Source organism: Microbacterium sp. Leaf151, from assembly GCF_001424225.1.
In the GTDB taxonomy this organism is placed as follows: Bacteria; Actinomycetota; Actinomycetes; order Actinomycetales; family Microbacteriaceae; genus Microbacterium.
On sequence record NZ_LMOR01000002.1, the window covers coordinates 457,727 to 478,659 of the forward strand.

Here is a 20,933-nt window from a genome sequence, read left to right on the forward strand (position 1 = left end):
CATGACCTCGGGCGATCGCTCCACCGCGCTCACCGCGCTCGCTCGCACCGGCTTCTCGCGGCTCACCGAGGCGGACACCCTGCTCGGTGAGCTCGACGAGACGGTCGGTGTCGACCGGGCGGATGCCATGCGGCTGGCGCAGCGCGTGGCCGACCCCGACGGAGCCCTGCGGGCGATCCTGCAGGTGGCCCGGCGCGACGCGGCGGCCGTGAGAGCGGCTGCCGCCGACGCGGGCGCGTGGCGTGCGCTGTGGGATCTGGTGGGGGCGTCCGACGGCTTCGCGGAGTTCTACCTTCGGCATCCCGATGAGCTCGTGCACCTGTCGGGTGCGGGCCTCACCGTTCCCGACGAGCAGTCGATGCGCGCCGAGCTGCTGGAATCCGTCGGCGACGTCGATGGATTCGCGTCGGAGGCTTCGGATGCCGCGTGGGTCGCGCTGCGGGTGCGCTACCGCCGCCTGCTGGCGCGTATCGCGGCATACGACCTCGGTCAGGACGACCCGGCGGGGGCGATCGACGTCGTCTCGGCGGCGTTGGCCGACATCGCCGGCGCGGCGCTGGAGGCGTCGCTGAGTGTCGCCCGCGCTCGGGTGTCGGCTCCCGGGCCCGGCGCCTTCCCCCGCGAGCAGGTCGAGGCCACCCGCTTCGCCATCATCGCGATGGGCAAGACGGGCGCGCGCGAGCTCAACTACGTCAGTGACGTCGACGTGATCTTCGTCGGAGGAACGTCCGACGACGATGTCGTCTCGGAGGCTCGGGCGATCGACATCGGTACCCGCCTCGCCGTGCAGACGATGCGCGGCATCTCCGGCCCCGAGATCGAGCCGCCCCTCTGGGAGGTCGATCCGAACCTGCGCCCCGAGGGCAAGCAGGGCGCGCTCGTGCGCAGTCTGGCGTCGCACCAGCAGTACTACGACCGGTGGGCGAAGAGCTGGGAATTCCAGGCGTTGCTCAAGGCGCGGGCGATCGCCGGTGACCCGGCCCTCGGCGCCGAGTACATCGCCGCCGTGCAGCCGCTGGTGTGGCACAGCGCCGCGCGCGAGAACTTCGTCGAGGGCGTCCAGCGCATGCGGGAGCGCGTGACCGAGCACATCCCCTCGGCCGAGGTGAACCGTCAGCTCAAGCTCGGGCCCGGTGGCATCCGCGACGTCGAGTTCACCGTGCAGCTGCTCCAGCTCGTACACGGCCTGACCGACGAGCGCATTCGCCAGCGCGGCAGCCTCGAGGCCCTCGAGGCGCTCGTGGCTGAGGGATACATCGGCCGCTCCGAAGCCGAGGCGTTCGCCCGCGACTACCGCACGCTGCGCCTGCTCGAGCACCGGTTGCAGTTGCGCGGGCTCCGCCGGACGGCGCTACTGCCCGAGAAGGACGACGACCTCCGAGTGCTCGCGCGCGCGACCCGGCTGGCCGACTCGGCATCCGGGGTCCAAGCGGCGTGGGAAGCCATCAAGCGCGAGGTCCGCGACATCCACGTGCGCCTGTTCTACCGTCCGCTGCTGTCGGCCGTGGCATCGCTGCCCGAGGGGGAGCGGACGCTGTCCACCGCGCAGGCGCGCGACCGTCTCGCGGCCATCGGCTTCCGCGACCCCGCCGGGGCGCTTCGCCACATCGCGGCACTGACCAGCGGCCTCAGCCGCAAGGCGACGATCCAGCGGCACCTCATGCCGGTCATGATCCGGTGGTTCGCCGACGGCGTCGATCCCGATTACGGCCTCCTCGTCTTCCGCCGCATCAGTGAGCGGCTCGGTAACACGCCGTGGTTCCTGCGCATGCTGCGCGACTCCGCGGGCGCGGCCGAAAGTCTCACGCGCGTGCTCTCGGGCTCGCGCTACATCGGCGAACTGATGGAGTGGATCCCCGAGTCCGTCGCCTGGCTCGACGACGATGCCCTGCTTCGACCTCGCTCGGGCAAAGCCCTCGAAGAAGAGGCGCGGGCGATCCAGACCCGTTGGCACAACATCGACGACGCCATGCGGTCGGTGCGGGCGCTGCGCCGCCGCGAGATGCTGCGGGTGGCCATGGCCGCGGTCCTCGGAACAGTGTCGCTCGAAGAACTCGCCGACGCCCTCTCGACGATCACGGAGGTGACGATCCAGGCGACACTGCGCGCGGTGCGACGCGTGGTCGTGCCGCCCGAAGACGACGACCTCGACTTCGCGGTCATCGCGATGGGGCGCTTCGGCGGGCGCGAGATGGGGTTCGGGTCGGATGCCGACGTCATGTACGTCTACCGCGCCAACGGCGTCGACCCGCAGCGCGCGGGTCAATTGGCGCTCAAACTCGTCGCCGGCATCCGGGAGCACTCGGAAGACCACCGCCTACCGCTCGACCTCGACGCCGAGCTCCGGCCCGAGGGCCGCAGCGGCCCGCTCGCCCGGTCCATCGAGGCGTATGCGGAGTACTACCGGCGATGGTCGCTGTCGTGGGAGGCACAGGCGCTGCTGCGCGCCCGGGGCGTCGCGGGCAGCGTCAAGCTCATCGCCGCGTTCATGGCGCTCGCCGACGAGGTGCGTTATCCGGCGTCGGCCGACCAGAACGGTCTGCGCGAGATCCGCCGTATCAAGGCGCGCGTCGAGAACGAGCGGCTCCCGCAGGGCGCCGATCCCGCGCGTCACCTCAAGCTCGGCCCCGGATCGCTCAGCGACGTCGAGTGGCTCGTGCAGCTGCTGCAGCTGCAACACGCCCGAGCCGTTCCGGCAATGCGCACCACCTCGACACTGACGGCGCTGAACGCTGCGGTCGAGGCGGGGATCGTCGAGGCCGACGCGGCGCAGAAGCTCGCCGCCGCCTGGCATCTCGCAAGTCGCCTGCGTTCGGCGAACACGCTCCTGTCGGGGCAGACGAGCGACGTCCTGCCCGCCGACCGGGTGCGACTCGACGGGATCGGGCGAATCCTCGAGTATCCGCCCCGCTCGGCGACGCGCGTCGAAGAGGACTACCTCGGTGCGACACGTCGGGCTCGGCGCGTCTTCGACAAGCTCTTCTACGGCTGAGGCGCATGGCTGCCGGGAGCTCCGGCATCCATGCCTACCTCGTGGCTCGTCGGTGCCGTACGTTGCCCGTCCGACGCCGGCCGCGGGTGCGTCCCGCGGACATCTGCTCCGAGCCCGCGAGCCTCACGACGCCATGAGGCGCTCTCGTACCTCGCGGCGCAGCACCTTGCCGATGAGCGAGCGCGGAAGGTCGTCGACCACGACGATGCGGCGCGGCACCTTGTACGCCGCCAGGCGCGTCTTGCAGTAGTCGCGCACCGTCTCCGACGAGATGTCGACACCGTCACGGACGACGATGGCAGCGGCGACGTCTTCTCCGCCGCGCGGCTTGGGTAGCGCGACGACCGCAGCACTCTCGATGTCGGGATGCGAGGTGAGCACGTCTTCGACCTCGGTCGGCGCCACGTTGAAGCCACCGGTGATGATGATCTCCTTCAACCGGTCGACGATGGTGACGAACCCGTCGGAGGACACCGTAGCGATGTCGCCGGTGCGCAGCCAGCCGCCGGGCAGCAGGGTGTCGGCGGTGTCGGCCGGGCGCTGCCAGTACCCCCGGAAGACCTGGGGGCCGCGCAGCAGCAACTCGCCCGCTTCTCCGAGCGGACGGTCGACGGCCGGGTTCTCGGGATCGACGATGCGGATCTCGGTACTGGGGAACGGCACGCCGACGGTTCCCGGCCGCCGCGAGGGGCCGATGGGGTTGCCCAGGGCGACCGGGGACGACTCGGTCATGCCGTAGCCCTCGACGAGCAGCCCGCCGGTGGCCTGTTCCCACCGGTCGACGGTCGCCACCGGCAAGCTCATCGCCCCGGAGATCGCGAACCGCACGCTCGTCAGATCGATCGAGCCGCGCGCGGCGGCGCGCGCGAGCTGGTCGTAGATCGGCGGGACCGCGGGCAGGAACGTCGGCGGGCTCTTCTTCGCGGCCGCGGCGACGAGATCGAGATCGTATTTCGGGAAGAGCACGAGCTTCGCGCCGATACTCATCGCGAACGTCAGGCACAGCGTCAGGCCGTACGCGTGGAAGAGCGGGAGTACGGCGTAAAACGTCTCTTCGCCGTCGTGGAGCCCCGGCACCCACGCCCGCCCCTGCATCGCGTTTGCCCGCAGGTTGGCGTGGGTCAGGATCGCCCCCTTGGGCGTGCCGGTCGTGCCACTGGTGTACTGCAGCAGGGCGATGTCATCGACCCGCGGGCCGGGGTGCTTCTTCGACAACGTGCCGCGGGTGAGCAGCTTCTCCCAGCGGCTCGGACGCTTCGACTGGGGTGTCGCCGTCAGTTGCGCGCGTGCCGTGCGGGCCTTGGTGATCGGCAGACGCAGGGCCAGCCGCTTGGAGAGCGGGAATGCGGCGGTGATGTCGACGCTCACGATGTGCTCGAGCGCGAGGTCGGACGGGAAATCGGCGACGGTGTCGGCGAGTTTGTCCCACACGATCGCGAAGCGAGCCCCGTGATCTTCGAACTGGTGGCGCAGCTCGCGCGCCGTGTACAGCGGATTGTGCTCGATGACGATGGCTCCCAGGCGCAACGCCGCGTAGAACGCGACGACGTGCTGCGGGCAGTTGGGGAGCACCAGCGCCACCCGGTCGCCCGCGCGGACGCCCAGCCGGCGGAGCCCTTCGGCGGCACGCGAGATGTCATCGCCGAGCTGCGCGTACGTCGTCTGCGCACCGAAGAACTCCAGGGCCACCTTCTTTGCGTACGACGAGACGGAGGCCGCCAGCATCTCGGGCAGGGTTTGCGATGGCACGTCGATCTCGAGCGGGACGCCCTCGGCGTACGAGGTCGACCACGGACGCGAGGCGTAAGGAGACTCCGGCATGCCTCCATCCTTCCAAGCCCCTCCGACATCCCGCCCGCACTTGACGGGGACGGACCCATCGGTCGTCCCTCTCGCCATGCGCCCGCGATCGGCCTACCCTGTGGGGCATGTGCCGCAACATCATCCCCCTGCACAATTTCACGCCGCCGGCCACGGACGCTGAATGCCACGACGCCGCACTGCAGTTCGTGCGCAAGATCGTGGGGACGACTACGCCGTCGCGAGCCAATGAGGCGGTCTTCGATCACGCCGTGGCCGAGATCACGGCGTCCGTCCGCCTGCTGCTCGACGACCTCGTCACCGCGGCACCGCCGAAGGTCCGCGAAGTCGAGGCCGCGAAGCGGCAGGCGCGTTCGGCCGAACGCTACGAGGCCATCCGGGTGTTCCAGGAGCAGAAGCGGGCCGAACGCACCGCCTGAACGCCTCGATGCCCGCCCCCGCGAGTGCGGGAACGGGCATCGGGGAGAGTCGGATCAGACGAACTCGGTGCGGCGACGACGACGCAGACGCAGGATCACGCCGACGGCGAGCAGTCCCATCGCCAGCACGATCGCGCCCAAGGGCAGAGCCGCACCGGTCATCGCCAGCGGCGAACCCCCGCCGTTCTGCCCCACGCCCGCAGCGCCCGCCCCGGCCGTGGGCGAGGGCAGAGGGGTGGGAGTGGTCGTCGGGGTAGGAGCCGCCGAGGCGGACACGCGGAACGACGCGGTCTTGACGACACCGGTCTGCGCACCGCTCACCGTGACTTCGTAGGTGCCCTCCGCCGTCGGGGCCGTGGTCGCGAAACGCGCGGAGCCGCGCAGCGCGTCGCGCTGCCCGAGGTCGCCTGTCGTCGACACCGTGCCGGCGAGCTGCCAGTCGGCCGCGAAGCCGTCGGCGGCCACCGTGAGCGGGTCGCCCGGGCGGACCTCGGCGGGCACGCTGACCGTCGCCTGCGCGCTGAGAGCGGCGAGGTTCTGCGAGAGGGCGAGGCCGTTCGCGGCGGTGAAGAACAGGTCGGTCTGGTCGGTGAGACCGACGACGTTCGCCGCACCCGGGCCGTACCCGGCGATACGCACCTGGGAGCCGGTGTGCTGCTGCGAGCCGCCTGCCGGCGAGGTTCCATACGCGACGATCAGGGGCTGGCCGTCGGCAGTGAGCAGGTGGGTGTTGAGGCCGGGGATCGCCGAGCCCACGATCTGGCTCGTGTGCGCGTGGTCGGCGGTGACGACCACGAGGGTGTCGCCCTGAGTGCGTGCGAACTCCAGGGCGACCTGCACGGCCTCGTCGAGGTCGACCGTCTCACCGATCTGACCGCAGGCGTTGGCGGCGTGGTCCTGCTTGTCGATGCTCGCGCCCTCGACCTGCAGGAAGAAGCCGTTGTCGTTGTCGAGCAGGTCGATCGCCTTAGAGGTGAGCGATGCCAGCGACAGACCCGTGGCCAGACGATCGGGGTTCTCCGTGCAGGAGACCGGAGCGGGGAGCTCGCCACCGGAGGTCAGATCGGTCGCCGCGGGGCCGTTCCAGCGGACGGGGAAGTTGCCCTCGCTGAAGAGCCCGAGCAGGGGCCGATCGGCATCCGCCGCGGTGATCGCGTCGAGACCGGCGGCATCGTCCACGAGGGCGTAGCCACGGTCGCGCGCCTGGTCCGAGAGCGTCCGCCCCTCCCAGGGGCCCGCCTTCGCCGTCTGCGCGAAGCTCGCCGCGCCGCCGCCGAGGGTGACGTCCGGGCGCACGTTGAGCAGCTGCTCGCTGATCGAGCCGAGGCCGCCGTTCTCGAGCGCCTCCGCGGAGCAGTTCTTCGACGCTTGCTCGGGGCCGTAGCATCCACGGGCCGAGATGTGGGCGATCTGCGCGCCCGGAGTGGCATCCTGGATCTCCGCGGTCGAGACGTTGCCGGTCTTGAGGCCGTTGGCTTTGGCGATCTCGAGCAGGGTGGCCTGCGGCGTGTTGGCGACGTCGACGCTGAGGCGACCGTTCACCGTCTTGGTACCCGTCGACCAGGCGCTGGCGGTCGAGGCCGACTCGGAGGCGTAGTTGGGCTTGCCCGCCTCATCGATCGAGTACGTCGTGTACTGCCCCGTCAGGGGGAGCGCGTCGATACCGGCGAACCGCCCCGCCGCGCCCTCGGCGTAGTCGCGCGCGACGGTGATCTCGGAGTCGCCCATGCCGTCGCCGATCAGCAGGATGACGTTCTTGGCGGGACCGTCGACGATCGACTCGCGCAGCAGGTCGGTCATGTCGCCGTCGTTGCGAGCCGCTCCACCGTGCTCGGTGATGTCGGGCGTCGCGGCCAGCGCGGGAGCGGCCACGAGGCCGATCGAGGTCGAGGCCGCCAGCGCGACGGCCACCGAGGCGGCGGCCGCGCGGAGGCGTCGGGAAGTGCGAGAGTCCATGGGGGAGTCCTTCGTCGGATCGGGGCGGCCGTCGACCGCACGCCAAGCCCACTGCCCGGTGGTCACCCCTTCGCGATGCCCAGGTGAAGATCAGGTGTCCAGACGGTAGTCAATCGCCCACCGGCGGTCAGCTCTCGGATACGCGCGCCTAGGCTCGGCTCGATGACCGTCGCCGTATCCCGCTCGTCCGACCGGCGCGCCGCCGAGCGTGCGGTCCGGCTTGCGCTGGCGGTCTTCCTCCTGGTCTGCGCCTGGGCCACGACGCACTTCGATGAAGCGGGCGGTCACCACGAGGGCACGGCGCACAGTGCCATCACGGTCGGTTCCCTCCTTCACGCGGATGACAACGCGATTCCGGATGCCGCGCTGGTCCCGCCCGTCGACACCGACGCGACGAACGTGGTCGCCGCCGACGGGTCGATCGATGTGGTTCTGCTCGTCCTCACCGCCGTCGTGTTCGTTGTCCTGAGCCTCCGCCCGCTCGCGGCGGTCCGCGGAGGGGCGATGCCGTCGGGAGCGCCGCCGCCACGGCGGCATCCTCTGATCGTCTTCGGTATCTCCCGTACCTGAGATCGCACGCCGCCGCTCATGCGGCGGATCGCGGCCGTCGAACGACGGCCGATCGTGTCGACCTCAGCTCGGGAGATCCCTCATGTCCGTCATCCCTGTCACTGCCCGCACCACCCGTTCGGCAGGTTCACCGCCTCGCGGTCGACGCCAGGTGCGGCTCGCCGCCGACGACCTCGCTCAGATCGTCGAATTCGCCGTGCGGGGCACCGACCCGGCGGCGCGAACCGTGCTCGCGCAGATCGCCGATCACGACGGAGCGGGCGCCTCCGAGGTGATCGCCGGGATCCTCGAACGCACATCACCCCGTCCGGTCCAGCCGAAGAACCGTCCCGTGGCACCGATCGCGACGGTGGAGCGCGTCGTGCCCGCCCCCGGGGAAGGCCTGGGGGCGGCGAAGACGCGTCACCTCAGCTCCGTCGCCGAGCGCCTCGGGGAGGGCGGGTCGGTGCTCTTCGTCGGCGCCGAGGGGACGGGCAAGACCCTGCGCGTACGGTGGATGGCCCATCAACGGAGACGTGCGATCACCACGATCGATCTCGCGACGACGCGCGATGTTCCGCTCGCACGTCTCGTCGACGCGGTCGCCTCCGCCACGGCATCCGGGATGACGGTGCACCTGGAGAATGCGCAGGTGCACGACGTCGAGGCACTCACGATGCTCGTGCGCGCCCGTGCCGGATCGGGTCTCGTCCTGGTGGAGACGATCGAGGCGCGCATCGATCTCGCCGTCGATGCGGTCATCGAGGTCGGCGTCCCCGACGTCGCCATGGTCGAGTCTCTCCTCCGTGACATGGTGGGCGACATCGACGACCGCGTCATCCGGGTGATCGCTGCTCTGCGCCAGGGCGAGACACCGCGCGCGATCAAGCAGGCGGTCGAAAGCGCCCGACGGTTCGCCGCGATGACGGAGATCGGCGTCGGAGAAGCCCTCCACGCGGCCACCGTGCAGCGCCTCAGGTCATGGCCGCCGCGGCGGCGCCGCGACGCCGCCGTCGCGCTGATGCACATCGCGGGGCTGAGCCAACGCGCTGTGCACGAGCTCACGGGGGTGAGTCGCGACACGCTGCGCCGTCATTCCTCTTCGATCGTGGTCGACGGAGACAGCAGCGCGGGGGCCGTCCGCTGACCGTCCCGCCGCAACGCGACGACGCCCGCCCCCGCGAAACGGCGGGGACGGGCGTCGGGTGGTGCTGCGGCGATCAGACCCCGAAGTACAGCTCGTACTCGAAGGGGTGCGGACGCTGGGCCATCGGCTGGATCTCGTTCTCGATCTTGTACTCGATCCAGGTGTCGATGAGCTCCTGCGTGAAGACGCCACCGGCGAGCAGGAACTCGTGGTCGGCGCGCAGGGCCTCGAGCGAGTCGAGCAGCGAGTTCGGAACCTGCGGGATGTTCGCGGCCTCTTCGGCGGGGAGCTCGTAGAGGTCCTTGTCGACGGGCTCGTGGGGCTCGATGCGGTTCTTGATGCCATCGATGCCGGCCATGAGCTGCGCGGCGAACGCGAGGTACGGGTTGCCCGAGGCGTCGGGGGCGCGGAACTCGATGCGCTTGGCCTTGGGGTTCGTGCCCGTGATCGGGATGCGGATGGCCGCGGAGCGGTTACCGGCCGAGTAGACCAGGTTCACCGGCGCCTCGAACCCCTTCACCAGACGGTGGTAGCTGTTGAGGGTCGGGTTGGTGAAGGCCAGCACCGCGGGAGCGTGCGCGAGCAGACCACCGATGTACCAGCGGGCGACGTCGGACAGTCCGCCGTAGCCGGTCTCGTCGTAGAACAGCGGCTTGCCGTCGTTCCACAGCGACTGGTGGGTGTGCATTCCCGAGCCGTTGTCACCGAAGAGCGGCTTGGGCATGAAGGTCGCGACCTTGCCCCACAGCTCGGCGGTGTTCTTGACGATGTACTTGAACTTCAAGATGTCGTCGGCCGCGTGCAGCATCGTGTCGAAGCGGTAGTTGATCTCCTGCTGACCACCGGTGCCGACCTCGTGGTGCGAGCGCTCGAGCGCGAAGCCCGCCTCGATCAGCTTGAGGGTGATGTCGTCGCGCAGGTCGGCCGTCTTGTCGACCGGCGAGACCGGGAAGTACCCGCCCTTGTAGGGGGTCTTGTTGGCGAGGTTTCCGCCTTCTTCCTGACGGCCGGTGTTCCACGCGCCTTCCTCGGAGTCGACCGAGAAGAAGCTCGAGTTCTGCTTCACCTCGTAGCGCACGTCGTCGAAGATGTAGAACTCGGCCTCGGGGGCGAAGAACGCCGTGTCGGCGATGCCGGTGGAGGCGAGGTACTTCTCGGCCTTCTTGGCGACCTGACGCGGGTCCTTCGAGTAGATCTCACCGTTGCGCGGGTTGTAGATGTCGAAGATCATCACGAGGGTCTTGGCCTCGCGGAACTGGTCGACGTACGCCGTGGTCACGTCGGGGATCAGCTGCATGTCCGACTCGTGGATGTTCGCGAACCCGCGGATCGACGAGCCATCGAACAGCTGCCCGACGGTGAAGAACTCCTCGTCGACGGTCGAGGCGGGGATGTTGAAGTGCTGCTGCACACCAGGAAGATCCGTGAAACGGATGTCGAGGAACTTGACGTCCTCGTCCTGGATGAACTTGAGCACCTCGGACGAATCTTTGAACATGAAGACTCCAGAGGTAGAACATTCGGGATCGGCGGGCCTCGCCCAGCCTCCTCGACCCTATACAGAACCGGTGTCTCGGCGATATCTCGCATGTTTCGGGCGTGTTACGCAGCCCCGATTACTCTGGATGCCGTGAGCGCACCCTCCGAGCACGACTATCCGGGCCAGCGACTGGGTCTTCCCCGCGAGGGGCGCGGCTCCATCGCCCGTCCGGGCCGAAGGATCGCCGCGCTCCTGATCGACGTCGTCAGCGCGGGCCTGGTCGGCTTCGCCTTCTTCTCGACACCCGATCCGGTGACCGGCGTCCCGTTCGCGAACCCGATCGCGGCCAACGTCATCTTCTTCGCCGTGCAGATCCTCTTCATCCCGCTGATCGGGGGAAGCCCCGGACACCGCCTCATGGGGATGCGCCTCGAGCTGGCATCCGGGGGATGGGTGGGGCTGTGGCGCCCGATCGTGCGAACCGTGCTTCTGGCCCTGATCATCCCCGCTGTGGTCTGGGACGCCGATCAGCGCGGTCTGCACGACAAGATCGTCGGCACCGTCCTCGTCCGAACGTGATGGAGGCACGAACGGAGAAGGCCCCCGCGACGGCGGGGGCCCTCTTCATCTCGGGATCAACTTCTTCATCTCGGGATCAGCGCGGGCGCGGCGACCGCATCTTGGTGGGATCGACGCCCTTGGGGATCGGCAGTGACGACAGCCCCTGCGAGACCGAGGACACGCGCTTGATGACGGCCGCCATCGTCGCACGGTCGACCTTCTTCGGGAGGCCTTTGATGGTCGAGGCGAGCTTCGCGATCGGCACCTCGTCGTCGCCGTGTCCGATGTAGAGCACCGTCACGGGAACGCCCGAGGCGATGCGCTGGACGCGACCGCGCTCCTCGCCCACGAGGCGCGTGAGGCGGCTGCGGTTGCCCTCACCGATGAGGACGACACCCCCGCGGCCGATCGCGCGGTACAGAGCCTCCTGCGTGCGCGGGTTGACGCCCACCGGGGTCTCGGAAGCCTGCCAGTTGCGGCCGAGGGACGACGACAGCACGTGGCCGGTGGCACCCGGCATGCCGTCGATCTTCTTGTACATCGCCGTGGTCGACAGGCGAGTCATGGTGATCATTGCGGCCAGGATGCCGGCCAGCAGGCCTGTCACCGCCCACAGGATGATGCTCCACACCGCCAGCGGCGGGATCAGGAAGCCGACGACCACGCCGAGGGCGATGCCCACCAGCACGATGCCGGCCAGCAGGAACGGCAGCCACCGGTACTCCTTCTGGGTGAAGGTGTAGAGGGTCTTGAGCTGCGAGAAGAAGCCCGGACGCTTCTCGGGCGTGGAAGTACGAGCGGCCATGAGAACGATTCTATCTTCGACACCGCCCCCTCCTCCCCAGAGCCGTGAACGCGTCATCCGTCCCCGTTCCGACGTCGCCACGCCGCGGGCGGTGCCACCCTTCGCCACCATCGGGGGATGAGCAGCTCCGCGACCTCCCTCCTGGTCGAACCGTTCGACGCCTACCTCCGGCGTCGCGCCCGAAGCGCCGTCGCGTTCACGGCGGGCGAGGCGGTCACGGCCGCGATAGCGCTGCTCCGTGGCTGCCGCGGCGCGACGGGACGATTCGCCGGCACACGATGGTGGCTGCGGGCCGATGGGTGCCCCGTCGCCGAAGAAGAGGAAGGGGGACCGGATGCCATCGCGGCCACGGCCGAGACGCTGGAGCGGATCGCGACGATCACCGACGACGACGCCACCCGAGACATGTTGACGCGCGCCCGGGAGAGCGTGCTCACTCTGCCGCCTCGCGAGTGGGATGCCGTCGAGCGCCGACTCTTCCAGCATGCCTGCCCGATCCCGCTCGTCTTGGGACCGTTGACCCCGGTGGCGGAGGCGCCGCCCGCGCCGGCCCGGCAGGTGACGAAGGGAGCGCCGTCACGCATGCTCGAGCTCGTCGACGCCGATCTCGCCGACGCCGTGCACGAGGTGTTGCGCGACGTGCGTGCGCGATGGCGCAGCTCGCCGGCCGTCCGCTTCGGCGCGCTGTGCACCGCCGGTGCGGTCATCGTGGTGACGGCTCTGCTGGCGTGGCCGACCCACGACGGGTCGGCGGCGTCGGCGCCCGAGCCGTCGGTCGCACGCGCCGCCGGCGGGTCTCCGTCGGCGAATGCACCATCGGCGCTCGCCCCGTCCACCGGCGAGCAGCCGGTATCCGTCGCGCCGACGGTGACACCTCCGTCACTGCCGCCCGATGAGGCCGTGAGCGAGCCCGAGCAGCAGCGACAGGCAAGCCCTTCGTCGCCCGGCGAGTTCGTCGGGACCGCCCGCGACCTGTTCGCGGAGATCGATCGATGCGACGGTGATGCCGCGTGCGTGGCGTCATATGAGGAGGACTCGGGGTTCCCGCGTGAGCCGCTGATCGCCGGCGCGGACGACGCCGACATCCACCTCGTCGACGACTTCGGCGGAGTCGTCGTCGTCCGGCTCAGCGTCGACTCCACCACGCAGTACGTGACGCTCGTCAGGCAGGAAGACCGATGGCTGGTCCGCGCCGTCAGAGCGGTCGCGGACCAGCCATCATGAGCCGGTGTTCAGCTTCGTCAGATGCCGAGGTCGCCTTCGAACTGCGCCGCTTCGAGGCGTGCCTTGACCGCGCCGAGGAAACGGGCAGCGTCCGCACCGTCGATCGTGCGATGGTCGTACGACAGTGCGAGGTACACGTAGGAGCGGACCGAGATCGCGTCCTTGCCGTCGACCGACACGACACCCGGCTTCTTCACGACGGCCCCGAGACCGAGGATGGCCGACTGCGGCAGGAAGACGATCGGGGTGTCGAACAGCGCGCCGCGCGAACCGGTGTTGGTCAGCGTGAACGTGCCGCCGGCGAGCTCGTCGGGCTTCAGCTTGTTGTCGCGCGTGCGCGCGGCGAGATCGGCGATCTCGCGAGCGAGCTGTGCGATGTTCTTGTCGCCCGCCTCCTTGATGACCGGCGTCAGCAGACCACGCTCGGTGTCGACAGCGATCGCGACGTTCTCCTGGGCGGGGTAGACGATCTCGTCGCCCTCGACCGTGGAGTTGATGATCGGGTACGACTTGAGCGCCTCGATGGCCGCGATCGCGAAGAACGGCAGGAACGACAGCTTGTCGCCCGTCTTCTGCTGGAACTCGCCCTTCATCCGGTCGCGGAGGGCCGCGACCTTCGTCACGTCGACCTCGACGACCGTCGTCAGCTGAGCCGTCGCCTGCATCGACGCGACGGCGCGCTCGGCGATGACCTTGCGCAGACGCGACATCTTCTGGGTGGTGCCGCGCAGCGGCGAGACCTCCACTGGCGCCGGAGCAGCGGCGGGCGCGGCAGCCGCGGGAGCGGACGACGCGGCGGGTGCGGCTTTGGCTGCCTCGGCGGCCTTCAGCACGTCTTCCTTACGGATGCGACCGCCCACGCCGCTGCCCGTGACCGAGGCCAGGTCGACGCCCTGCTGCTGCGCCAGACGGCGCACGAGGGGCGTGACGTAGGTGATGTCGTCGTTCGACGACGCGGCCGGGGCCGGAGCTGCAGGCTTCTCCTCCGCAGCCGGAGCGGCGGGCTTCTCTTCTGCGGCGGGGGCCGGGGCGGCGGGCTTCTCTTCCGCGGGCGCGGGCTTCTCCGCGGCGGGGGCAGGCTGCTCGGCCGGCTTCTCTTCGGCGGCCGGAGCGGCGGGCGCCTCGGGCTGCGCCGCGGGAGCCGCACCGCTGCCGATGCGGGCGAGGGCGGCACCGACATTGACCGTCTCGTCTTCCTGCACGAGGATCTCCTGCAGCGTGCCCGCGACGGGCGAGGGAATCTCGGTGTCGACCTTGTCGGTCGAGATCTCGAGCAGCGGCTCATCGACGGCGACGTCGTCGCCGACGGCCTTCAACCAGCGGGTCACCGTTCCCTCGGTCACGCTCTCGCCCAGTTCGGGCAGCTTGACCTCGGTCGAGTCGCCATCGGCCGCCGGAGCCGGCTGCTCCGCCGGGGCCGACTGCTCGGCCGGCGCAGACGCGGCGGGCGCGGCTTCCTCGGCGGGAGCCGACTCCTCTTCGGCCGGAGCGGCCTGCGGGGCATCGTCGGACGACGTCGCGCCCGAGCCGTCGCCGATCTTGGCGAGGACGGCGCCGACCTCGACGGTCTCGTCTTCCTGGACGAGGATCTCTTCGATCACGCCCGCGACGGGCGAGGGGATCTCGGTGTCGACCTTGTCGGTCGAGATCTCCAGCAGACCCTCGTCCTCCTGGACGGTGTCACCGACCTGCTTGAGCCAGCGGGTGACCGTTCCCTCGGTGACGCTCTCGCCGAGAGCGGGGAGGACGACGGAAGTGCTCATGAATAGTTCTCCTTCGTACCGGATGCGGTATCTAGCTTAGTGACCGGTTTGTGGTCAGAGTGCGTGCAGGGGCTTGCCGGCGAGGGCCAGGAAGGCCTCGCCCAGCGCTTCGCTCTGGGTGGGGTGAGCGTGGACGAACGGTGCGATGTCTTCCGGGTGCGCTTCCCACCCGACGGCGAGTTGCGCCTCGGAGATGAGTTCGCCCACCCGATCGCCCACGAGATGCGCCCCGATGACGGGCCCGTCGACCCGCCGGACGATCTTGACGATTCCCGAGGTGCCGATGATCTCGCTGCGGCCGTTGCCGGCGAGGTTGTACTCGTACGCCTTGACGGCCTCGGATCCATAACGATCCTGGGCCTGAGCCTCGGTGAGCCCGACGGAGGCCACTTCCGGGTGCGAATAGGCGACGCGGGGAACGTGCACGTCGGGCACGAGCACGGGCGTCAAGCCCGCGATCTCCTCGGCGACGAAGATGCCCTGCTGGAACCCGCGGTGCGCGAGCTGCAGGCCGGGCACGATGTCGCCCACGGCCCACACGTGCGCGGACGCCGTGCGCAGACGGTCGTCGGTCTGCACGAAGCCCCGGTCGAGCACGACTCCCGCCTCCTCGTAGCCGAGGCCCGCCGTGACGGGCCCACGCCCGACGGCGACGAGGACGTAGTCGGCCACGAGCTCCGATCCGTCGTCGAGGGTGACGGTCGCGGCATCCGTGGTCTGCGAGAGCGAGGCGAAGCGACGACCGAGCTGGAACGAGATCCCGCGCTTGCGGAACGCCCGCTCCAGCGCCTTGCTCGACGACACGTCCTCGGCGGGCAGCAGGTGCGGCAGCGCCTCGACGATCGTGACCTCGACGCCGAACGAGCGCCACACGCTGGCGAACTCGACGCCGATCACCCCGCCGCCCAGCACCACGACGCGCTCGGGGATGACGTCGAGGTCCAGCGCCTGCTCGCTCGTGAGGACGCGGCCGCCGATCTCGAGGCCCGGCAGACTCCGGCTGTACGAGCCGGTCGCCAAGATGACGTCGGTGCCCCGGTACACGTCGTCGCCGACGCGGACGGCGGGGCCGGTCTCGAGCGTGCCCTCACCGGACACGACGCGGATGCCGCGCGCCGAGATGAGACCCTCGAGTCCCTTGAACTTCTTGGCGACGATGCCCTCGCGGTAGGCACGCACGCGAACGGGGTCGATCCCGCCGAGGGTGACGTCGACGCCGATGTCGGCGGCGCCCCGGGCGGCGTCGGCCACCTCGCCCGCGTGCAGCAGAGCCTTGGTCGGGATGCACCCGCGGTGCAGACACGTGCCGCCGAGTTTGTCCTTCTCGACGAGCACGACGTCTTTTCCGAGCTCGGCGAGGCGGATCGCCGCAGCATATCCGCCACTTCCGCCGCCCAGCACGACGACGTCTGCCGTGTGGTCCGTCATCGTGCCGCCTCCGCGGAGAGCATCTCGACGAGCGAACGGACCGTCGCGCCGGTCACACCCTTGTCGGTGTACCCGAACGGCGCCGACTTGTTCATACCGACTCCGGCGATGTCCAGATGCACCCAGGGGATGCGGGCAGCGTCCGGATCTTCGGAGACCCGACCGATGAAGTGCCGCAGGAAGAGACCGGCGAAAAGCGAGCCGCCCGCCGGGTCGCCGATCTTGGCGTTCTGCAGATCGGCGATGGGGGAGTCGAGGTCGTCGACCATGTGGTCGGGCAGGGGCAACTGCCACGCCGGCTCGGAGGCACGGCCGGCCGCCGCGAGGTACTCCGCCACGGCGTCGTCGTCGCCCATGACACCGGCGTGGCGGTTTCCGAGGGCGACCGTGATGGCACCGGTCAGCGTGGCCACATCGACGATGAGGTCGGGCTTCTCACGGCTGGCCGCGGCCAGACCGTCGGCCAGCACGAGGCGCCCCTCCGCGTCCGTGTTCAGGACCTCCACGGTGGTGCCGTCGAGCGTGCGCAGCACGTCTCCGGGACGGATGGCCCGGCCGGACGGCATGTTGTCGGCGATGCACAGCCACGCGCTGACCCTGACCGGCAGGCGTATCTCGGCTGCGGCTTTCAGCACCGCGAGCACGGTGGCGGCGCCGCACATGTCGTATTTCATGCCGACCATGGATGCCGCGGGCTTGAGCGACAATCCGCCGGTGTCGAACGTGATCCCCTTGCCGACCAGCGCGACGTGACGCTGGGCACCCGCGGGGGAGTAGTCCAACCGCACCAGTCGGGGCGGACGGTCGGACCCCTGCCCGACACCCAGGATGCCGCCATACCCGCCCTCGCGGAGGGCCGCCTCGTCGAGCACCTCGACCTCGACGGGGAGTCCCTCGACGGCCTTGACGGCGGCGTCGGCGAAGTCAGCGGGTCCGAGCCACTCGGCGGGGGTCGTCACCAGATCTTTCACCAGCGCCACAGCGCCCGAGACGGCGGCGACGGCGACGGTGTCGGCGTCGGACGGCGCCGCGGACGCGAAGACGCTGACGCGCGCGGCGCGCACCTTCGCGGACTTCTTCTTGTAGTCGGCGAAGCGATACCCGCCGAGGGCCGCGCCCTCGGCCAGCGGACGCCACGGGGCGTCGACGAGGGCCTGGACCGCCACGTGCGAGAACCCGGTGAGCTGACGAACGCCCGTACCCGCGGCATCCCGCAGCGCCGAGTCACTCGGATCGGTGCCCGCACCCACGACCGCCAGCGGCGTGTTCACGCCCGGCACGTGCACCCGCTGGAAGGAGCCGGTCGCGCCCGTGAAACCGACGGCCGACAGTGCGCCGCCGAGGCCGTCCCATCCGTCGGGATCCGGTGCCCCCTCCGAAACAGTCGGGACGATCAGGAGGATCGCGTCGGCGTCGGACTCGAGAACGGGGGCGTCGGTGTACGCCACAGAGGGGAAGGGCATGGTGTCCATCCTAGGTTCGCGCGTGTTCGCTAGCAGCGGGACGCACCGCCGCCGGCCCGGGGGGAGCGCTCGTAAAGTGGACGTATGCCCGTATCCGCACCGCTGTACGACCGCGCTCCCGCGGCACCGCCCGTGCCGTCGGGCTTGCCGCTGGTGATCTCGCTCACCGGGTTCACCGACGCCGGTGGCGCCGTGACGCGGTTGGTCGAGTACTTCCGCAACGACCTCGAGCCCAACCCCGTGGTCGTCTTCGACAACGACCTGCTGCTCGACTACCGCGCTCGCCGGCCGATCATCACTTTCGTCGAGGACCACCTCACCGACTACCGCCCCGCGCGTCTCGAGCTGTCGCTCGCGCACGACTCGACGGGGCAGCCCTTCCTTCTGCTCGCCGGCTACGAGCCCGACTTCCTCTGGGAGGCCTTCGCCGAGTCCGTGCTCGAGTTGGCGGCCGGGCTCCAGGTGTCGTCGGTGACGTGGGTGCACGCGATCCCCATGCCCGTGCCGCACACCCGCCCGATCGGCACGACGGTCAGCGGAACCCGTCCCGACCTCGCCGAAGCCCACTCGGTGTGGCGTCCCCACACGCAGGTCCCGTCGACGGCGGGCCACTTGCTGGAGTTCCGCTTCGCCGAGGCCGGAGCCAAGGTGGTCGGCTTCGCCCTGCTCGTTCCCCATTACCTGGGCGACACCGAGTACCCGGCGGCCGCCCTGGCCGCCCTCGACAGCCTCACCGCCGCCACGGGCCTGGAGTTCTCGGGCGAGGTGCTGCGCGAAGAGAATCGTGAGTTCCTCACGAAGGTCACCGAGCAGGTCGAGGCCAGCGACGAACTCACGCGCATGCTCGAGAACCTCGAAGAGCGTTACGACGCCTACATGGCGGGCTCGACACAGGCGACGCCGATCATCCACACGGGCGATCTGCCCAGCGCCGACGAGCTGGCCGCCGAGCTGGAGCGCTTCCTCGCGACGCGTCCCGGCGACGACGATCGCCGCGGCAAACTCGGCTGACCCGACGACGGCGGCTCCCCGCCGACGACGCCGAACCTATTCAGAGCGCCGAGTCCCCGGCATCCGGGAATGCTCGTCGGCGCGTCCGCGTTGTCTACGCATAGATCCCCGGTCCACGTCAAGTCCTGGTCCGAGGATGTGAGACAATAAAGAACCTGACCCATTGTCAACCGGTCCAGGAGCCCCCGCTCCTCGGATCGGGACTTGACAAGGGTCTTACTAGTGTCCGAGAACGACCGGCGGCCGTGCAACGTACGTTCCCGGTGAAAGGCGAAACGTGGCAGGCACGACAACCAAGACCCGCTCCCGGAGTGCGAAGGACGCCGAGCTCGAGAACTCCGAGGAGACCGTGACGGCGTCGACGACGACGACCGCGAAGAAGGCTCCCGCCAAGAAGGCCCCCGCCAAGGCCAAGGCCGCGCCGGCCAAGGCGAAGACCAAGGCGAAGAAGGACGACGACCTCGACGAAGACGAAGAGGTCGACGAAGAGGCCGAGGTCGCGCTCGAGGCCGACGACAGTGATGACTCGGAAGACTCCGACGACGCCGTCAAGACCGACGCGAAGAAGGCCGACGACGAAGACGACGACGATGCCCCGGCCAAACCCGCCGAGGTTCTGCCCCAGGGCGCGATCGTCATCTCCTCCAGCGACGAAGACGACGTCCCCGTCTACTCGGCGCAGATCACCGGTGCAACGGCCGACCCGGTGAAGGACTACCTGAAGCAGATCGGTAAAGTCCCGCTGCTGAACGCGGCCGAAGAGGTCGAACTCGCGATGCGTATCGAGGCGGGCCTGTTCGCCGAAGAGAAGCTGTCGAACATGTCGGCGGCCGAGAAGACGAACCAGCTCGGTCTCGACCTTCAGTGGGTCGCTCGTGACGGTCAGCGCGCCAAGAGCCACCTGCTGGGTGCCAACCTGCGCCTGGTCGTTTCGCTCGCAAAGCGCTACACCGGTCGCGGCATGCAGTTCCTCGACCTCATCCAGGAGGGCAACCTGGGCCTGATCCGTGCAGTCGAGAAGTTCGACTACACCAAGGGCTTCAAGTTCTCGACCTACGCCACCTGGTGGATCCGCCAGGCGATCACGCGCGCGATGGCCGACCAGGCCCGCACCATCCGCATCCCGGTGCACATGGTCGAAGTCATCAACAAGCTCGCGCGCGTTCAGCGTCAGATGCTGCAAGACCTCGGTCGCGAACCCACGCCCGAAGAGCTCAGCCGCGAACTCGACATGACCCCTGAGAAGGTCATCGAGGTGCAGAAGTACGGCCGCGAGCCGATCTCGTTGCACACGCCCCTCGGCGAAGACGGCGACAGCGAGTTCGGTGACCTCATCGAGGACACCGAGGCCGTCGTCCCCGCCGACGCGGTGGGGTTCACGATGCTGCAGCGTCAGCTCGAGTCGCTCCTCGATTCGCTCAGCGAGCGTGAGGCGGGCGTGATCCGCATGCGCTTCGGCCTCGGCGACGGTCAGCCCAAGACCCTCGACCAGATCGGCGACACGTTCGGCGTCACGCGCGAGCGCATCCGTCAGATCGAGTCGAAGACCATGGCGAAGCTGCGTCACCCCAGCCGTTCGCAGTCGCTCCGGGACTACCTCGAATGAGCGGCGAGGCCAACGCCGGCAAGGCGCTCACCCGCACCGTCGAGGGCACCTCGTACGCCCGCATCCCGATCCGAACCCGGGTCGTCATGCCGGGCGACGACCTCGACGCCTTCATTCTCGAGTACGCGAAAGATGCCGTGCAGCCGGGCGACCTGCTGTTCGTCACCGAGAAGATCGTCGCGATCACGCAGGGACGCTCGTACAAGCTCGACAGCATCCAGCCCAGAAAGCTCGCGCTGTTCCTGTCCAAGTACGTCACCCGCACGCCCTACGGCATCGGACTCGGCATGCCCGAGACGATGGAGATGGCGTTGCGCGAATGCGGGACGCCCCGCATCCTGTTCGCTGCGGCCGTCTCGGCCGTGACGAAGGCGTTCGGGCGAAAGGGCGATTTCTACCGCATCGCCGGCGATAAGGCCCGCGCGATCGACGGCCCCACCTCGGGCACGATCCCGCCGTACAACCAGGCCGTGGTGCTGGGGCCCGACCGCCCGCGCGAGGTCGCTGCGCGCCTGAAGTCGCTGCTCGGCGGCGACCTGCAGGTGGCGGTCGTCGACATCAACGACCTGGGCGGCAACATCCTCGGTTCGACGATGGACAAAGCGGGAGAGAAGCGCCTCGTCGCCATCCTGAAAGACAATCCGCTCGGTCAGGGACACGAGTCCACGCCGCTGGGCATCGTCCGCCACGGCTGACGCGACCCTGCGA

16 protein-coding genes are annotated in these 20,933 nt (G+C 69.6%); 9 read left to right on the plus strand and 7 right to left on the minus strand.

The genetic code is table 11. From position 1 onward, the window contains the following. Position 1 precedes the first annotated feature (1 nt). Positions 2 to 2,992, plus strand: a complete 2,991-nt coding sequence (locus ASF76_RS06255) for a bifunctional [glutamine synthetase] adenylyltransferase/[glutamine synthetase]-adenylyl-L-tyrosine phosphorylase (RefSeq protein WP_055954584.1) — start codon at positions 2 to 4, stop codon at positions 2,990 to 2,992. Between the two features lie 123 nt (positions 2,993 to 3,115). On the opposite strand, the gene ASF76_RS06260 is transcribed toward ASF76_RS06255, so the two are convergent. Beyond that, complete coding sequence (locus tag ASF76_RS06260) at positions 3,116 to 4,813, minus strand: long-chain-fatty-acid--CoA ligase (protein ID WP_055954587.1); 1,698 nt, start codon at positions 4,811 to 4,813, stop codon at positions 3,116 to 3,118. A gap of 107 nt (positions 4,814 to 4,920) precedes the next feature. Between ASF76_RS06260 and ASF76_RS06265 the strand changes: the two genes are divergently transcribed. Next, positions 4,921 to 5,232 carry a DUF2277 domain-containing protein gene (locus ASF76_RS06265; RefSeq protein ID WP_055954591.1) on the plus strand — a complete coding sequence of 104 codons (312 nt, stop codon included), beginning with the start codon at positions 4,921 to 4,923 and terminating at the stop codon, positions 5,230 to 5,232. Between the two features lie 54 nt (positions 5,233 to 5,286). Here the strand turns inward: ASF76_RS06265 and phoA are convergent, their stop codons facing one another. Continuing rightward, positions 5,287 to 7,188 (minus strand): alkaline phosphatase, encoded by a 1,902-nt coding sequence (gene phoA / locus ASF76_RS06270; protein WP_055954594.1) that lies wholly within the window; start codon positions 7,186 to 7,188, stop codon positions 5,287 to 5,289. Between the two features lie 162 nt (positions 7,189 to 7,350). On the opposite strand from phoA, the gene ASF76_RS06275 reads away from it, so the two are divergent. Both ASF76_RS06275 and ASF76_RS06280 read left to right on the plus strand, forming a co-directional pair. After that, positions 7,351 to 7,758: a hypothetical protein gene (locus ASF76_RS06275; protein WP_055954597.1), complete on the plus strand. Its 408-nt coding sequence runs from the start codon at positions 7,351 to 7,353 to the stop codon at positions 7,756 to 7,758. Between the two features lie 82 nt (positions 7,759 to 7,840). Beyond that, entirely contained in the window at positions 7,841 to 8,884 is a 1,044-nt protein-coding gene (locus ASF76_RS06280) for a hypothetical protein (protein ID WP_156459157.1), read from the plus strand. Between the two features lie 73 nt (positions 8,885 to 8,957). On the opposite strand, the gene glnA is transcribed toward ASF76_RS06280, so the two are convergent. Then, positions 8,958 to 10,382 carry a type I glutamate--ammonia ligase gene (gene glnA / locus ASF76_RS06285; RefSeq protein ID WP_055954603.1) on the minus strand — a complete coding sequence of 475 codons (1,425 nt, stop codon included), beginning with the start codon at positions 10,380 to 10,382 and terminating at the stop codon, positions 8,958 to 8,960. Between the two features lie 132 nt (positions 10,383 to 10,514). Between glnA and ASF76_RS06290 the strand changes: the two genes are divergently transcribed. Then, a complete protein-coding gene (locus tag ASF76_RS06290; RefSeq protein ID WP_055954606.1) occupies positions 10,515 to 10,943 on the plus strand; it encodes an RDD family protein in 429 nt (142 codons plus the stop codon). Positions 10,944 to 11,019: 76 nt separating this feature from the next. Here the strand turns inward: ASF76_RS06290 and ASF76_RS06295 are convergent, their stop codons facing one another. Further along, complete coding sequence (locus tag ASF76_RS06295) at positions 11,020 to 11,730, minus strand: DUF4191 domain-containing protein (protein ID WP_055954609.1); 711 nt, start codon at positions 11,728 to 11,730, stop codon at positions 11,020 to 11,022. A gap of 117 nt (positions 11,731 to 11,847) precedes the next feature. Here ASF76_RS06295 and ASF76_RS06300 point away from each other — a divergent pair, with 117 nt between their 5' ends. Further along, entirely contained in the window at positions 11,848 to 12,954 is a 1,107-nt protein-coding gene (locus ASF76_RS06300) for a hypothetical protein (RefSeq protein WP_055954612.1), read from the plus strand. A 17-nt stretch (positions 12,955 to 12,971) separates the two neighbouring features. Here ASF76_RS06300 and sucB read toward each other — a convergent pair whose 3' ends face one another. From sucB to ASF76_RS06315, 3 genes are read right to left on the minus strand one after another with little or no spacing between them, the layout of a single operon-like run. Further along, a complete protein-coding gene (gene sucB / locus ASF76_RS06305; RefSeq protein WP_055954615.1) occupies positions 12,972 to 14,717 on the minus strand; it encodes a 2-oxoglutarate dehydrogenase, E2 component, dihydrolipoamide succinyltransferase in 1,746 nt (581 codons plus the stop codon). A gap of 54 nt (positions 14,718 to 14,771) precedes the next feature. Continuing rightward, positions 14,772 to 16,145 carry a dihydrolipoyl dehydrogenase gene (gene lpdA / locus ASF76_RS06310; RefSeq protein WP_055954618.1) on the minus strand — a complete coding sequence of 458 codons (1,374 nt, stop codon included), beginning with the start codon at positions 16,143 to 16,145 and terminating at the stop codon, positions 14,772 to 14,774. Continuing rightward, the gene (locus ASF76_RS06315; protein WP_055954622.1) at positions 16,142 to 17,608 is read right to left on the minus strand and encodes a leucyl aminopeptidase; all 1,467 of its coding nucleotides are present in this window, start codon (positions 17,606 to 17,608) and stop codon (positions 16,142 to 16,144) included. The genes lpdA and ASF76_RS06315 overlap by 4 nt, the downstream gene beginning before the upstream one ends. A gap of 84 nt (positions 17,609 to 17,692) precedes the next feature. On the opposite strand from ASF76_RS06315, the gene ASF76_RS06320 reads away from it, so the two are divergent. The 3 genes from ASF76_RS06320 to ASF76_RS06330 all read left to right on the plus strand — a co-directional run bounded on the left by ASF76_RS06320 (position 17,693) and on the right by ASF76_RS06330 (position 20,920). Beyond that, positions 17,693 to 18,619 carry a proteasome assembly chaperone family protein gene (locus ASF76_RS06320; RefSeq protein WP_055954625.1) on the plus strand — a complete coding sequence of 309 codons (927 nt, stop codon included), beginning with the start codon at positions 17,693 to 17,695 and terminating at the stop codon, positions 18,617 to 18,619. Positions 18,620 to 18,896: 277 nt separating this feature from the next. Next, positions 18,897 to 20,225 carry an RNA polymerase sigma factor gene (locus ASF76_RS06325; protein WP_055954628.1) on the plus strand — a complete coding sequence of 443 codons (1,329 nt, stop codon included), beginning with the start codon at positions 18,897 to 18,899 and terminating at the stop codon, positions 20,223 to 20,225. Next, a complete protein-coding gene (locus tag ASF76_RS06330; RefSeq protein WP_055954631.1) occupies positions 20,222 to 20,920 on the plus strand; it encodes a coenzyme F420-0:L-glutamate ligase in 699 nt (232 codons plus the stop codon). The genes ASF76_RS06325 and ASF76_RS06330 overlap by 4 nt, the downstream gene beginning before the upstream one ends. Positions 20,921 to 20,933 lie beyond the last annotated feature (13 nt).

Coding starts and splice junctions, on each gene's coding strand:
- ASF76_RS06255 (WP_055954584.1), top strand. CDS start 2: ATGACCTCGGGCGATCGCTCCACCGCGCTCACCGCGCTCGCTCGCACC.
- ASF76_RS06260 (WP_055954587.1), bottom strand. CDS start 4,813: ATGCCGGAGTCTCCTTACGCCTCGCGTCCGTGGTCGACCTCGTACGCC.
- ASF76_RS06265 (WP_055954591.1), top strand. CDS start 4,921: ATGTGCCGCAACATCATCCCCCTGCACAATTTCACGCCGCCGGCCACG.
- phoA (WP_055954594.1), bottom strand. CDS start 7,188: ATGGACTCTCGCACTTCCCGACGCCTCCGCGCGGCCGCCGCCTCGGTG.
- ASF76_RS06275 (WP_055954597.1), top strand. CDS start 7,351: ATGACCGTCGCCGTATCCCGCTCGTCCGACCGGCGCGCCGCCGAGCGT.
- ASF76_RS06280 (WP_156459157.1), top strand. CDS start 7,841: ATGTCCGTCATCCCTGTCACTGCCCGCACCACCCGTTCGGCAGGTTCA.
- glnA (WP_055954603.1), bottom strand. CDS start 10,382: ATGTTCAAAGATTCGTCCGAGGTGCTCAAGTTCATCCAGGACGAGGAC.
- ASF76_RS06295 (WP_055954609.1), bottom strand. CDS start 11,730: ATGGCCGCTCGTACTTCCACGCCCGAGAAGCGTCCGGGCTTCTTCTCG.
- ASF76_RS06300 (WP_055954612.1), top strand. CDS start 11,848: ATGAGCAGCTCCGCGACCTCCCTCCTGGTCGAACCGTTCGACGCCTAC.
- sucB (WP_055954615.1), bottom strand. CDS start 14,717: ATGAGCACTTCCGTCGTCCTCCCCGCTCTCGGCGAGAGCGTCACCGAG.
- lpdA (WP_055954618.1), bottom strand. CDS start 16,145: ATGACGGACCACACGGCAGACGTCGTCGTGCTGGGCGGCGGAAGTGGC.
- ASF76_RS06315 (WP_055954622.1), bottom strand. CDS start 17,608: ATGCCCTTCCCCTCTGTGGCGTACACCGACGCCCCCGTTCTCGAGTCC.
- ASF76_RS06320 (WP_055954625.1), top strand. CDS start 17,693: ATGCCCGTATCCGCACCGCTGTACGACCGCGCTCCCGCGGCACCGCCC.
- ASF76_RS06330 (WP_055954631.1), top strand. CDS start 20,222: ATGAGCGGCGAGGCCAACGCCGGCAAGGCGCTCACCCGCACCGTCGAG.